Consider the following 13,989-nt stretch of genomic DNA (forward strand, 5'->3'; position numbering starts at 1 on the left):
AAGTGGTTTTATGGTGGAAAATTTTTATAACCTATCAAATTTTTTAGATATTTTTTATGAGCAATCCTGTTGATGCGATTAACCCACTCCAGTTGCGGCAATTTGTGCCGCTGGATACGCTGTCGGATACGCAATTGGAATACCTTGCGCAATACAGCCAAGTGGGTTTCCTGCCGGCTGGTCAGGTCGTTTCACTCAATGAAACGGATGAAAAATATTATTTACTGAAGGGTAAAATTTCTATTCTGGCGGATAATAAGGTCGTCGATCAAATTGATGAAGATGATTTTGATGCGCGTTATGCGCTTAATCGCCCTTATCAAAATAGTTTGGCGTTTCGTGCCGAGACCGGCAGTTCCTACTTGCAAGTGGCATTAAGCAAGTTACTGAGCTTGAAGACTAAAGGTCATAACACCGATCCTAATTTCTGGTTATCCCGCCTGTTACCTTCCCCTTTGTTCCGACAATTGCCGGATGAGCAAATTGAAAAAATATTAAGTACGCTGGAACCTGTCCCTTTAATTAAAGGCAAACTCATCGTGCAACAGGGCCATGAGGCTAAATATTGGTTTATTTTGCGGCAGGGACAGGCCGTTGTGCTGCGTAAAGATAGCAAAGGCAATCAAATTTATGACCGGATGCAGTCGGGGGATTGTTTTGGCGGTATGGCCTTGCTATCAGGCACGCCTTATTCTGCCAGTGTTTTAATGTCAGCACCTGGCGAGGTCATGCGTTTATCGTCAGAGAATTTTATGGCCTGGGTGCTGGCACCACTGAAATTAAAAAGTATTACCTATCCTCAAGGCATGGCAGCCGTGGCAGAAGGACATACGCAATGGCTTGATGTGCGTTTGCCCAAGGAATATCATAAGGGCCACCTGGTTGACAGCTTGAATGTACCCTTGCCATTTTTACATGTGCCTGTTGCGCGTTTGCAAAAACATTTTAAGAAACTGCGTTTTGATAAAACCATATTGGTTTATTCCAATCATGAAAACCGATCCAAAGCAGCAGTCTTTCGCTTATTGGAGCAAGGGATTGCAGCCAGCGCCCTAAAAGGTGGTTTAAGCGTTTTACCCGTTGAATTAACGCATCAGCAAAAACATAGCAAGCATTTCGCGACGGTCAATAAAAAAATCCTGCCTCCAAAAACCCCGGAACAGGTACAGCAGGATGCGATGTTAAAACATTCTGCGCAACTGCTGGAGCAGGCAGAAGAAGAAGTACGTCACCTGGCAACGGTGCGCAAAGAACGTGAACAGTTAGAACAGCAACTCAAAGCCGAACAAGAACACCGCCTTCAAGAGGTACAAAATCATTTTGATAAGAAAAAGCAGGATGAAAGACGGCAGTTGCATCAGTTGTTCAAGTCACAACTCAAAGCACAGATAGCAGAAGTTAAAGAGCAAACTCATGTTGAAATAGAAAAACAGCAAGCACTATTAGATGAGCGTTTGAGTCGGGAAAAACAAGAACGTCAACAACGTGAGCAGGCTGCAAAAAAAGCACGGGAACACGCTGAAACGGAGGCAGAATTATTAAAAGTACAGTTGCAGGCAGCACGCGCTGTTGCCACGGCGCAAGAAAAAGATGCTTTAATCAATCAACAACTGGAACAATCCAGGCATGATCATTTTGTACATTCCCATCTATCGGGTTGGTTATTTGGCGGTGGCTTGATATTTGTTGGTATTGCCGTGTTGGCTTTTTTTCTGTGGCCAGACAACCCCTTATTACTGACAAAATCCAACACACCAATAAAGCAGCCAGAAACACCGGTCACAGAGCTATCAAGCTCACTCCCTGAAGCAAAAAGCGAACCGCCACAAACACCTGAAAAATTAACAGTACCATTAATTAATCCTGATACCGCGCGCGCTTTGCGTATTTTTCAGGACAAGCTGAATAATGGACAAAATGCCCCCTTCATGGCACAACTGCCAGCAGGTAGCTTTAACATGGGCAGCCCTGCCAGCAAACCTTATCCAAATGAACATGTACAGTTTCGTGTGATATTAAAAAGTTTTTCAATTTCCGTCTATGAAATTACTTTCACTGAGTATCAACAGTTTGCAATGGATACCAATAGAAAAATCCCTAAAGATAATGACTGGGGACGTGGCCTGCAACCGGTGATTAACGTTTCCTGGAACGATGCTCAGGCTTATACCCAATGGCTGTCTGCGCAAACGGGACATCAATACCGCCTGCCCAGTGAAAGAGAATGGGAATATGCCGCTTCAGCAGGTGTCAGCACAGCTTATTGGTGGGGTAAAAAAATCGGTAAAAATCAGGCTAATTGCGCATCTTGCGGTAGTCAATGGGATGGCAAACAACCCGCCCCCGTGGGGCGCTTTGCAGCGAATGCATTTTCACTGCACGATATGCAGGGCAATATCCTGGAGTGGACGCTGACTTGTCAGCATGATAATTATCGGCAAGCCCCACCACAAGGCCATATTTATGAGGGAGGGAATTGTACTAAACGTGCTGTACGCGGTGGTTCTTACCGAACCTCAAAACGCGATTTACGCTTAACCCGGCGCAAACATTATCCACCCACTGCGCGCAGTAATGAACTGGGTTTTCGCGTGGTGCGTGTTCAATGAAAACGAGTCAAATTCAGCAAACAGCTTCTAAACTTACATCGAATCCAGGTTAAACACATTATGCGACGTAATCACAGCAACACTCAGGAACAACGCCTGGATATTAATCTGACACCCATGATAGATGTGGTGTTTATTTTATTAATTTTTTTCATACTCAGTGCTTCATTTGAAAAACAAAGTGGTATTGAAATCAATCGTCCGGCTGCCAGTAGCGCCAGCCCCATAGAAGCCAGTCATATTCTGGTCGCAATTAATGCCCAGGGGGAAATATGGCTGGAAAAACAAGTGGTTGATTTGCGCAGCCTGCGCAGTAAAATGAGCTTATTACATCATGAACAACCCGATAGTCAGGTGATTATCCAGGCTGATAAAGCAACCCGCACCGGTCAACTCAGCGCGGTCATGGATCAGGTACGGCTTGCTGGCGTGACCCGCATGGCCTTATCAACAGTGGACAAACAGCCATAACAACTTTATTCGTATTATTGACTATACTTAAAGATAAGCTGTTACTTATAAACGGGTGTTACGTAAAAGCTTATTTTTTGCAGGTTTTGAAAGTATAAAACGCAAAAAACTGCTTTTTCTTCACCTTCCCAAGCTCAAAGAGAATCAATATCATGGATACGGTGTTGAAAAAACTGCTGGAAACGGAAGCCAAAGCCGAAGCCTTGCTGGCAAAATCCAAAGCCACGCGCGAACAGGCCATTAAACACGCGATAGAACAAAGCAAAAAAGATGAAGCACATTTCATGGCGCATGTACCGGAGCTTGAGGCTGAGTTTTTACACAAGGCAAAAACCAACGCAAAGCAGAAAATTGCCGAAATGCAACGCCGTTATACTGAGCGTGTTGAGCAATTGCAAGCGATCAGTCAGGCGCATGAGCAGGAGGCGCTGGATGCGGCAATTGCCTTTATGCTTAAAGGCAATGGTGAGTCATGAGTTTATCTGCAATTAAACCTTACCTGAATACACGCATTCATCTGTTTCTACAGAATTTGCTGTCCTCAGAAGATATTCAGGGGCTGGTTGATAAACCCGTTGAAGCCTTGTTTGAGGTGGTACCCGCATTAGCCGGTTATTCAAAAAATATTCAACAAAACCATGTGCAACAGCATTTATTTAATCAATTGCTGGCACATTTTGTCATTTTATTACGGCCTTTGCGTAATACTGATCGGGCTTTTCTGCTGTATTGGCTGTATAAGCACGATGTGAATAATCTCAAAGCCATTTTACGCGGAAAATTAGGTCATCAGGACAGTAAAAAAACCACACCCTGGTTGTTAGATTTGAATCAATTTACCGCACTGCCGGTTGATGATTTATTACATGCTGAAAGTATTGCCGAAACCTTGCATATTTTAGAGCAGCACTCGCGTATTTTTGCCAATATTGCGTTTCACTCTTATGCCGCTTATGAAAAAAAGCACCAGTATTTTTCCCTGGAAATGACTCTGGAGCGTCGTTATTATGCGGGCGTGCTGGAACATGCCCTGGCAGTGTCCAAATCTGAGCGTGAAGCTTTGGTATCGCTGGTCAATCAAATACTCAGTGGCATTAATCTGATCTGGTTATTACGTTATCGTTTTGTCTATCAACGCTCCGCTTCTGAGACCTATTTTCTGCTGATCCCCTGTGCGTACCAATGGCTGTTAAAAAGACCGTGGCGTGAACTGGCAGGACTTAACAGCATCAGTGCTGTGCTTGAGCAATTACAAGAACCGATAACACTTAAAGACTGTGAAGATATTGTGTGTATTGAAAAAGCGATGCATGAGAAGGTGCAAAAGCATATTAAACACAGAATCAGGCGCAGTCAGTCGCCTTTGTCCCGCGCTTTGGCTTATCTGATTTTATATGAATATCAGATGAAAAATATTCTGACCTTATATAAAGGCCATACCCTCAAGCTCAGTCCACAAAGTATACAAGATGCTTTGTGCTGTACGAGAGATAACACCCCTTGAAGGGGGGTTATCCCTACTTACTGCAGCGAACACAAATTATAGAAGGAGTTTCCCCATGTTCAGGCCAGCCCCTATGCAACGTGTCAGCCTGAAACTGATGAAAAAAGACATTCCTGATGCACTTTTTGTATTGCTGGAATCAGGCTTGTTTAATCCTGAACAGGCAGATTTGCCCACGCATATTCTGCCGGAATATCCGGCAGCGCCTTATCAAAAAATCTACCGCAGTGCACAAACCCGCTTTGATAAAATAAAGCCTTATTTGCTGCGCTTAGACACACCGACTGATGAAACTGTGCAGGCGATACAAATTCCGTTTTTGCCCAGCCTGGATAAATTGCAGGCAATTAATCAACATCTGGAAAAAATCTGGCGTAGTTTTTCCGTATTGGAAGAAAAACGCCAGAACTGGTTGGAAACCCAGCAACAAATTAAACATTTATGGCAATTGCTGGAAATCTTTTCTGATCTGGATATAGATTTATCCTATTTGAAAAAGTCGGGAAATTTTCTGGATTTACATGTGGGTAGTTTGCCACTGACCGACCTCAAACGCTTTGAAACAGCAGTTTCTATAGAATCTTTGTATTTCATGAAAACGTTTTATCGCAGTAAAGATAAGGCGTACATTATGTTGGCCGGGCCGGTACAAACAGATAATAAACCCTTGAAGTTATTAAGCACGGCAAATTTTCATGCACTGGAATTGCCAGCAGAATTTTCTGAACGTCCGCATAAAATCCGTATGAATCTGATGCAGCAAAATCAATATCAACAACTTCAGATTGAGGCACTGGAACAAGAAATACAAAAAACTGCGCAATGTTATCAACAAACGCTGCAAAGCTATGAATTACAACTCTGTTATGCTGCGCCCTATGCGGGTATTGCCGATATATTACGTTCAGGCGCGGGTTCACTGAGCTTGCTGGAAGGTTGGATGCCACGTAAAGCAGTACCAGCTCTGCAACACAAGTTACGGGAAAAATTAGGTGACTGTTTTCAACTCAGCAGCCGCAATCCCACTGACAGCGAACGTGAACAGGTACCCAGCCTGTTGCAGCATCCGCGTATTTTCCAGGCTTCAGAAGCGCTGATTAAAAATTTTGGTGTACCACGTTATGGTGAACTTGATCCCACTTTAATCTTCACTGTGACTTTTACCTTAATGTTTGGCATGATGTTTGGTGATGTTGGGCATGGCGCGCTACTCATGCTGGCTGGATTTTATGGACGCAGGCTGCTCAAACAATTCAGCGCGCTGGCGATTAGCATTGGCCTGTCTTCCTTGTTTTTTGGTTTTTTATACGGCAGCGTTTTCAGTAATGAGCACCTGTTGCCTGCGCTGTGGATTTCCCCCTTAAGCAATCCTGTGCTGATGCTGGTTGTGGCTTTATTCTGGGGGATTACATTTATCCTGCTGGCCTGTAGCCTGAAAATTTATAACCTGCTGCTGTTTAAGGAATACAAAAAAGCCCTGTTTGATACACAGGGCTTAAACGGCATGTTGTTATATCTGGCAGGCATTAATCTGGTGTATCAATATTTTCAGGCCAACTTGCATAACCAGGATGTGTTATGGATGGCATTGCCCTTATCAATATTATTTATTTATCAGTGGCTTGAGCTAAAATCTGTGGATTTCACCGAGCGTTTAATCAGCGTAATCGTGGAAAGCCTGGAAAGCTTGATTGGCTTTTTTTCCAATACCTTATCTTTCATGCGTGTTGCTGCTTTCAGCTTAAATCACGCGGCACTAGCCCTGGCAGTGTTTACCATCGCCCAGGGTATGGAAAGTACGGGTTATTGGCTGGCGGTGGTCTTAGGCAATTTGTTTATTTTGGTGCTGGAAGGTGCAGTGGTGCTGATTCAAGTCTTGCGTTTGGAATATTACGAAGGTTTTACGCGGTTTTTCAGCGGACAGGGGCGGGTGTTTCAACCCTTGCGGCTTAAACTACCAGCGCCATAGACGTAAAAAACCATGCCCCAGCACCACCAGCAAAAACAGAAAATTACGCAGGGGCAAAAACCACCAGGCATAAGATAAGGCTGGTAAACGCTGCCCCGGCTGTTGTTGCGCCAGATTAGCGCCAGCTTTTAATAATAAATGATGGCTGCGCGGCCAGTCACACAAACCTGCAAGCCAGTCATCGGGCAGGGCGCTATAACCACACACGCAACCCGCCATTGCGCCTGCCATCGCCCCCACCGTATCGGTATCCCCGCCACAACGAAACACGGCGCTTAAGGTCTGTTCAAAATCGCCAAAATGATGATACCAGGCATAAATGGCAACGGGTACGCTATGATAGCTGTAACCACTAACCCCCTGATGTTGCCCCAGGCGATCTGCAAAATCACTCACGCAATCCTGTTGTTGTATTGCCGTTTCCATGTGTGTGATACAGTCCAGCCAAGCGGCATCAACATCCGCTAAGCTGCGTAAACACAATAACAATTCACTTGCTTCCGGTTTTTGCAGGTGTGGCGTATTTTCTGCCTCACGCAGCATCCAGGCGCAGATTTCCACTATCGCCAGTGCGGCAACGCCAGCTTTTGGATCGCTATGAGTTAAACGCGAAGCGGCTAAAACATAGGATTGGCGCTGCTTTTTATTCCTGGCAAAAGCCGCAGCAATTGGTGCAACCCGCATTGCTGCGCCGTTTCCTGCTGAAAACACACCGCTATGCCTGGGTGAAAAACCCAGCCACAGCTTGAGAATGGCGCGTAAGGTGGCAAACCCAATCCCCGCAGGCAAGCCCAGGAACCAGCCTCGCAAACTCCAGGCCAAACGCCTTGCAAAGGCATCCACATTATCAGGGTGTGTCAATAATGCCTGCGTTACAAAAAAAGCCTGTTCGGTATCATCGCTAAACCAGCCGCAAGACAACAACAGGCGATGCCGCCAACGCCCCGACCAGCGCCTTTGTAAAGTTTTGCGGGACAAACCTTCAGCCGGTAAACCCAGAGCATCGCCTAAAGCCAGCCCCAACAGCAGACCCTGCACCTTATCTTGATTCATATCACCATACCTTTGCCAATAAGGAGTGAGAATTTTATAACTTCAGCAACCTGGCTGGTCTTTTTCTCCATTTTCTGCGTTGTGAAAACAGTTACATAGCTTGCTATGCGCCTGTTTTCACGCCTTGAAAATGAATAAAAATCCTGCACCCAGTTTCTGTATTTATTTTATCCTCACTCCTAAGGAGCGAGAATTTTATAACTTCAGCAACCTGGCTGGTCTTTTTCTCCATTTTCTGCGTTGCGAAAACAGTTACATAGCTTGCTATGCGCCTGTTTTCACGCCTTGAAAATGAATAAAAATCCTGCACCCAGTTTCTGTATTTATTTTATCCTCACTCCTAAGAGATTTTAGAATCATTTTTTCTCCACACCTCTGTGCCTCTGCGGGAGGTATAAAAAATTACCAAGTCGTGTATACAGCCTTATATTCCAGTATACTGAATAAACGCTGTTCACAAGGCCTGTTTTTCACTTATTTTTTTAGACTATTTAGCCCGGTTTCCATGTCCCGATTTATCAATGCTGGTGGAGCCTGGATAGCAAGTAAGAAACAAACAATACGCAACAACCGGATTTTCCATGTCACAAAATAACACTATCTTTTCCCCTGCTTTTCCTCAGAAACCAGGATTACGTCATAGCTGGGGACAGTTACAAGGTTGCAGCGCAGCCTTGGCGCTCAGTCAGGTTTTATCTCGGCATCAGGGTCTGCTGATGGTGTTGACCAAAGACACCTTAAGCGCGCAGCGGCTGGCGGATGAATTACGTTTTTTCAGCGCTGATAAAGTAGAATTATTGAGTTTCCCCGACTGGGAAACCCTGCCTTATGATGCTTTTTCCCCGCATCAGGATATCGTGTCTGAGCGTCTGGCAAGTTTGTATCAACTGCCGGACAGTCAGCAGGCGGTGTTATTACTGCCTGTCACCACCTTGATGCAACGCCTGCCGCCGCAGACTTATGTGCAGGCTAACAGTCTGCTGCTGGAACGGGGTCAGCGACTGGATCGGGAAAAACTGCGCCTGCGTCTGGAGCGCAGTGGTTATCGGGCGGTGAATCAGGTGATGGAGCATGGCGAGTTTTCTATACGTGGCTCGATTATGGATTTATTCCCGATGGGCAGCGTCAATGCTTATCGTATTGATTTATTAGACGATGACATTGACAGCTTGCGCGTACTCAACCCGGAAACCCAGCGCTCTCGTGGTGAAGTGGAGCAGGTGCGTTTATTGCCGGCGCGGGAATATCCACTGGATAAAAATGCAGTTAACTTTTTTCGTGAGCAATGGTGTAACCGCTTTGATAATGATCCCAGACGTTGCAGCGTTTACCAGGATGCCACTCATCAAATTGCGCCACCGGGCGCGGAATATTTTTTACCCCTGTTTTTTGAGCAGGTGCAGACCCTGTTCGATTATTTGCCGGCAAACACCCTGATTGCCAGTGTGGGTGACTTAATGCCGACCTGTACCGAATATTGGGAAGAAATCAACAGCCGTTATGAAGAACTGCGACATGATATTGAGCGTCCTTTATTGCCACCTGCCGATATTTTTCTGACGGTGGATCAGGTGTTTGGCGGCATTAAACAACATGCCTTATTACAACTCAGTCACAGCGAAATAGAACAAAAAGCCGGGGTATTTAATTTTGCCACCCATGTACCGCCGGTAATTCCGGTCAATGCCCGTGCCGAAGAGCCGCTGGCACGGCTTAAAGAATTTCTGGCAAAAACGCCGGGGCGGGTGTTAATTACCGCAGAAACCACCGGGCGGCGCGAAACCCTGCTGGAAGTGCTGGGTAAGCACGGAGTTAAACCCAAGTTATTTGATGACTGGGCCGCGTTTTTACGCAGTAAAGTTGTGTTAGGCATGACCATTGCGCCTTTAGAGCAGGGGCTGGTGCTGGAAGATGCCGATGCTCACCAGAGCATTCACCTGATTTGTGAAGCGCAGTTATTCGGGGACAGGGTTGCACAGCGGCGACGGCGTTCAGCGGCATCCAAAGACCCGGATGCAGTGATTCGCAATCTCACCGAATTGGATCTTGGCGCGCCAGTGGTGCATGAAGATCATGGCGTGGGGCGTTATCATGGCTTGGTCACGTTGGACATGGGCGATATTCCCATGGAATTTTTATATCTGGAATATGCGCGTGGCGATAAGCTTTACGTGCCAGTCACTTCCCTGCATTTAATCAGCCGTTTTACCGGCGTTGATCCCGAACATGCGCCGTTACACCGTCTCGGCAGTCCGCAATGGGATAAGGCCAAACGCAAAGCCGCAGAGCGGGTGCGCGATGTTGCAGCGGAACTGCTGGATGTGTATGCCCGCAGAGCAGCGCGTAAAGGTCATGTGTTCCAGCATGACCCGGAAGCTTATCAGGTGTTTTCCGGGGCATTCCCCTTTGAAGAAACCCCCGATCAGCAGGCGGCGATTGATGCGGTGATGGCGGATATGCACAGCCCACGCCCGATGGATCGCCTGATTTGTGGCGATGTGGGCTTTGGCAAGACTGAAGTGGCGATGCGTGCGGCTTTTGTTGCGGTGCAAGATGGCAAGCAGGTTGCCGTGTTAGTACCCACCACCTTACTGGCACAACAACATTATCAGAATTTTTTGGATCGTTTTGCCGATTGGCCGGTGAAAGTCGAGCAATTGTCGCGTTTTCGTAGTGGCAAACAAGTGAATACCGCCTTGGCTGGGCTGGAAAGTGGTGATGTGGATATTGTCATTGGCACTCACAAGCTGATTCAGGGCGATATTAAGTTCAAACGCCTGGGGCTGGTGATTATTGATGAAGAACACCGCTTTGGCGTGCGCCAGAAAGAACGCTTTAAATCCCTGCGCAGTGAAGTGGATATTTTAACGCTGACCGCAACACCGATACCTCGCTCCTTAAACATGGCGCTGGCAGATTTACGTGATTTATCAATTATTGCCACCGCGCCATTGAAGCGTCTGGCGGTGAAAACTTTCATCCAGGAATGGCGCGCACCCGTGATCAGCGAAGCCATACACCGTGAACTGCGCCGTGGCGGACAGATTTATTTCCTGCATAACGCGGTGGACAGCATCGAAAAAACTGCGCGGGAACTGGCGGAACTGGTACCGGAAGCACGGGTGGACATCGCCCACGGGCAAATGCCGGAGCGCGATCTGGAGCGGGTGATGCAGGACTTTTATCATCGCCGTTTTAATGTGCTGGTATGTACCACGATTATCGAAACCGGCATCGACATCCCCACCGCCAACACCATTATCATCAACCGTGCCGACCGTTTTGGCTTGGCGCAGTTATACCAGTTGCGCGGACGGGTCGGGCGCTCGCATCATCGCGCTTACGCTTATTTAATCACGCCGTCAAAAAAATCCATGACTAAAGACGCGGCAAAACGTCTGGATGCCTTAAGCTCGCTGGAAGAATTGGGCGTGGGTTTCACCCTGGCAACCCACGATCTGGAAATTCGCGGTGCTGGCGAAATGCTCGGTGATGAGCAAAGCGGACATTTGCAGGAAATCGGTTATAACTTATATACCGAGTTGTTGGAACGCGCTGTGGAATCCTTGAAACAAGGCAAGGAGCCATCCCTGGATAAACCGCTGGATCATGGCGTAGAAATTGACTTAAAAGTGCCTGCATTGCTGCCGGAAGATTATCTGCCCGATGTGCATAATCGTTTGATTTTATATAAACGCATTGCCAATGTCAGTGATGAGAGTGAGTTGCGTGAATTGCAGGCTGAACTGATTGACCGCTTTGGCTTATTACCGCAAGTGACTAAAAATCTGTTTAAGCTAAGTGGTGTTAAACTTCAGGCTTCACCTTTAGGTGTGCGTAAAATCGAACTGGGTGACAGTGGCGGCAGAATTCAATTTGTGCCGGAACCCCCGGTTGACCCCATGAAAGTGATTCAACTGATACAACAGCAGCCCCATGTTTTCAGTCTGGACAGTGATAATAATTTGCGTATTAATCAGGATTTGGCAGAATTTGAGCAACGTCTGCAAATGCTGAATGATTTTTTTGGTTTTTTGCAGGGCTAAATGGGGTTTTGGCAAAGTAACACGGATATACTTTTTTTGGCAGGGTTTCAGACCTTCCAGATTTTGAAAACCTGGAAGGTCTTTCTGTGTTGTAACATTTATCTTTATTTTCTGATATATTTAATCTAAATTCAGTATAAAAAAATAGTAAAGGCACGATAATGAAAATCACTGCCATTGGCGTAAATGCTGCATTTTCAACCGGGGATTATCAAGACTGCGTCTCCGTTGAGAAGGCGAGCGCGTTATTCCTTAAACTGTATCAGGATGCGGATAGCAAACAATTGTCAGAAGCGGATATTCGCTCGCAGTTACAAGCTATCAGTGAATTGCGCTATCAACCGCGCTGGCATTCCAATTTTTTATTGGAATTTGATATGCCCAATAAACGCGGGGGAGAAACTTATCGTTTATTGGTGGATGCCGGTGGTGATATTCGCCATGCCTTAAAAGCCATTGACTTAACTTCGGCAGATATTGACGGGGTTTATATTTCCCATCCCCATGCCGATCATATTGGTGGCATGGAATATCTGGCTTTAACCACTCTATTTAATCCCTATTACACGCCGAATAAAAAAGCCTGGTTAGGCGAGCAGTTTATTGCCGAAAAGCTATTTTTAGAGCAGAATCTATGGACAATTCCTCCTGCCAGCGCCAAACCGGATTTATTTGTACATAAAAAAGTATTAGAGCCGTTAAAGCGTGCGGTAGGCCCCGGTATGGATACCGTACAGGGCGTGCCTGATGTCACTATTGATACTTATTTTGATGTGCATACCGTAGGCAAACAGGAAGACGGTACCACTACAACGCATTTTTTCAAAGATGGTGAAGGGCGTTGGAAAATGACCCCAATTTTTGCCATGCATGTGATTTCCAGTTCTGAAGAAATGCCCAGCTATGGTATCAGTCTGGAATATAGCAATGGTTATACCGTGTTAATGCCCACCGATACCCAGCATATGATTCCACAACAATTGGTTTCGCATTATCGTAAAGCTGATCGCATTTATATGGATTGTGAAACCAGTCCGTTTCCAACGGGGGTGCATCCACATATTTCCAATCTTATTCATGATATGGATGCGGATATTCAGAAAAAATGCCTGTTATATCATTATGATCAGCCACCGGAAATCCCAGACAATATGTTTTACGGCATATTGAAAGCCGGGGATGTGCATCATTACCCTGATTGACATCAGAAGCTGTTGGTAAACCTATTGCGCTTGACATAGCGGCGTTGCAGCCAGTACAAAAAATCCTCATGTACTTCATGTACACTCCGGTTTTTCGTACTGGCTGCGCCTTGCTCTGCCTTCGCTCATGACGTTTTACCAACAGCTTCTCAGGGTAAAAAAGTTGCAGCAGAAATATGAAATTTTTTACTCAGTCGCTGGATTTGGCGAATATTTAATTGCCGTTTTCCATTAAGAATTTCGGAAACTACGCCTTGGCTGCCAATTTCCGGTAAATCACTTTGTTTCAGATCATGTTCAGACATCAGTAAGCGTAATATATCTGCCGGTTCTGCCTGTGGTTCCGGGTAGTGTTCTAATTCATAGGCATGTAATAATGTGCCGAGTGTATTGAGCAATTCTGCCAAGGGGTGATTTGTATCCTCGCCAATCTCATCCACTAATTCATCAATCCAGGCAGATTGCTGTTGGTATGCCTGTTCATTTTGCGGAACAGACAACAGAACAGAAAAATTTGCCCATTGCCGGGATGCATCTTGTAATATTTTAGTCATTCTGGTTCTCAGTGTCTTATTCGCTGGCATTCCTGTTTCCATTTACCCCGATCATATTCTGAATGCGTTAAAATATGCCGGACGAAAACTTTTTTAGAATTATAGTGAATTGCTGCAATATTGTGTATTTCCTTTGTAGTATGCAACATCAGGTGCCTCACCTGAAAATGACTAACATCAGGCATCTCGCCTGATTTTTAAATTATATCTCGTAATGAGATAATGAGATAACATCAACTTTAAAAGACTAAACAACCACCCGCTAAAAGACGGGTGGATTAGAGCATTTGGCGGCTGAAAGCCGAGATACAGGGCGGACAAGCCCTGTTGTTTAGCCCCAACGGGGCGCATTAATATAGCCAGGGGTAACACCCCTGGAATTGTATCCGTGCCATTCACGCCCTGAAAGGGCAAATTAAAATATTGCAATCATTTTAACCTGCCCTTTCAGGGCGTAAACGTGTCATTCTCTACCTTGGGGCGTTGCCCCAAGCTATATTAAAATACCCCTTTGGGGTGTTAGTGCTAAAACCCATATTTTAAGTTTTACCGTTAAACATCAGAGATAAATCTGTTCGCCT

General features: G+C 45.8%; 10 protein-coding genes. 7 read left to right on the plus strand and 3 right to left on the minus strand.

The window, feature by feature from the left end:
• Nucleotides 1-56 precede the first annotated feature (56 nt).
• From QUF61_RS09505 to QUF61_RS09525, 5 genes are all read left to right on the plus strand, one after another.
• Nucleotides 57-2,609 carry an SUMF1/EgtB/PvdO family nonheme iron enzyme gene (locus QUF61_RS09505; RefSeq protein ID WP_289681455.1) on the plus strand — a complete coding sequence of 851 codons (2,553 nt, stop codon included), beginning with the start codon at nucleotides 57-59 and terminating at the stop codon, nucleotides 2,607-2,609.
• A gap of 60 nt (nucleotides 2,610-2,669) precedes the next feature.
• Nucleotides 2,670-3,080, plus strand: coding sequence for an ExbD/TolR family protein (locus QUF61_RS09510; RefSeq protein ID WP_103922125.1), 411 nt, complete (start codon nucleotides 2,670-2,672; stop codon nucleotides 3,078-3,080).
• A gap of 152 nt (nucleotides 3,081-3,232) precedes the next feature.
• Nucleotides 3,233-3,556: an ATPase gene (locus QUF61_RS09515; protein ID WP_103922126.1), complete on the plus strand. Its 324-nt coding sequence runs from the start codon at nucleotides 3,233-3,235 to the stop codon at nucleotides 3,554-3,556.
• The gene (locus tag QUF61_RS09520) at nucleotides 3,553-4,584 is read left to right on the plus strand and encodes a V-type ATPase subunit (protein WP_103922127.1); all 1,032 of its coding nucleotides are present in this window, start codon (nucleotides 3,553-3,555) and stop codon (nucleotides 4,582-4,584) included. Before QUF61_RS09515 ends, QUF61_RS09520 begins: the two co-directional genes overlap by 4 nt.
• Nucleotides 4,585-4,639: 55 nt before the next feature.
• Nucleotides 4,640-6,553, plus strand: a complete 1,914-nt coding sequence (locus tag QUF61_RS09525) for a V-type ATP synthase subunit I (protein ID WP_289681456.1) — start codon at nucleotides 4,640-4,642, stop codon at nucleotides 6,551-6,553.
• On the opposite strand, the gene QUF61_RS09530 is transcribed toward QUF61_RS09525, so the two are convergent.
• Nucleotides 6,539-7,606: an ADP-ribosylglycohydrolase family protein gene (locus QUF61_RS09530; RefSeq protein WP_289681457.1), complete on the minus strand. Its 1,068-nt coding sequence runs from the start codon at nucleotides 7,604-7,606 to the stop codon at nucleotides 6,539-6,541. The genes QUF61_RS09525 and QUF61_RS09530 overlap by 15 nt on opposite strands.
• Before the next feature lie 581 nt (nucleotides 7,607-8,187).
• Here QUF61_RS09530 and mfd point away from each other — a divergent pair.
• Entirely contained in the window at nucleotides 8,188-11,652 is a 3,465-nt protein-coding gene (gene mfd / locus QUF61_RS09535; RefSeq protein WP_289681458.1) for a transcription-repair coupling factor, read from the plus strand.
• 161 nt (nucleotides 11,653-11,813) lie between these two features.
• Nucleotides 11,814-12,854 carry an MBL fold metallo-hydrolase gene (locus QUF61_RS09540; protein ID WP_289681459.1) on the plus strand — a complete coding sequence of 347 codons (1,041 nt, stop codon included), beginning with the start codon at nucleotides 11,814-11,816 and terminating at the stop codon, nucleotides 12,852-12,854.
• Nucleotides 12,855-13,003: 149 nt separating this feature from the next.
• On the opposite strand, the gene QUF61_RS09545 is transcribed toward QUF61_RS09540, so the two are convergent.
• Both QUF61_RS09545 and QUF61_RS18215 read right to left on the minus strand, forming a co-directional pair.
• Nucleotides 13,004-13,408 carry a helix-turn-helix domain-containing protein gene (locus QUF61_RS09545; protein ID WP_289681460.1) on the minus strand — a complete coding sequence of 135 codons (405 nt, stop codon included), beginning with the start codon at nucleotides 13,406-13,408 and terminating at the stop codon, nucleotides 13,004-13,006.
• An 8-nt stretch (nucleotides 13,409-13,416) separates the two neighbouring features.
• On the minus strand, nucleotides 13,417-13,593 hold the full coding sequence (locus QUF61_RS18215) for a type II toxin-antitoxin system HigB family toxin (protein ID WP_407080056.1): 177 nt from the start codon (nucleotides 13,591-13,593) through the stop codon (nucleotides 13,417-13,419).
• Nucleotides 13,594-13,989: the final 396 nt, after the last annotated feature.

Source organism: Candidatus Venteria ishoeyi (assembly GCF_030378065.1).
Taxonomy (GTDB): Bacteria; Pseudomonadota; Gammaproteobacteria; order Beggiatoales; family Beggiatoaceae; genus Venteria; species Venteria ishoeyi.

Bases quoted from the DNA above. Each gene is read 5' to 3' on its own strand.
- QUF61_RS09505 (WP_289681455.1), top strand. From the start codon at position 57: ATGAGCAATCCTGTTGATGCGATTAACCCACTCCAGTTGCGGCAATTT.
- QUF61_RS09510 (WP_103922125.1), top strand. From the start codon at position 2,670: ATGCGACGTAATCACAGCAACACTCAGGAACAACGCCTGGATATTAAT.
- QUF61_RS09515 (WP_103922126.1), top strand. From the start codon at position 3,233: ATGGATACGGTGTTGAAAAAACTGCTGGAAACGGAAGCCAAAGCCGAA.
- QUF61_RS09520 (WP_103922127.1), top strand. From the start codon at position 3,553: ATGAGTTTATCTGCAATTAAACCTTACCTGAATACACGCATTCATCTG.
- QUF61_RS09525 (WP_289681456.1), top strand. From the start codon at position 4,640: ATGTTCAGGCCAGCCCCTATGCAACGTGTCAGCCTGAAACTGATGAAA.
- QUF61_RS09530 (WP_289681457.1), bottom strand. From the start codon at position 7,606: ATGAATCAAGATAAGGTGCAGGGTCTGCTGTTGGGGCTGGCTTTAGGC.
- mfd (WP_289681458.1), top strand. From the start codon at position 8,188: ATGTCACAAAATAACACTATCTTTTCCCCTGCTTTTCCTCAGAAACCA.
- QUF61_RS09540 (WP_289681459.1), top strand. From the start codon at position 11,814: ATGAAAATCACTGCCATTGGCGTAAATGCTGCATTTTCAACCGGGGAT.
- QUF61_RS09545 (WP_289681460.1), bottom strand. From the start codon at position 13,408: ATGACTAAAATATTACAAGATGCATCCCGGCAATGGGCAAATTTTTCT.
- QUF61_RS18215 (WP_407080056.1), bottom strand. From the start codon at position 13,593: ATGCCTGATGTTAGTCATTTTCAGGTGAGGCACCTGATGTTGCATACT.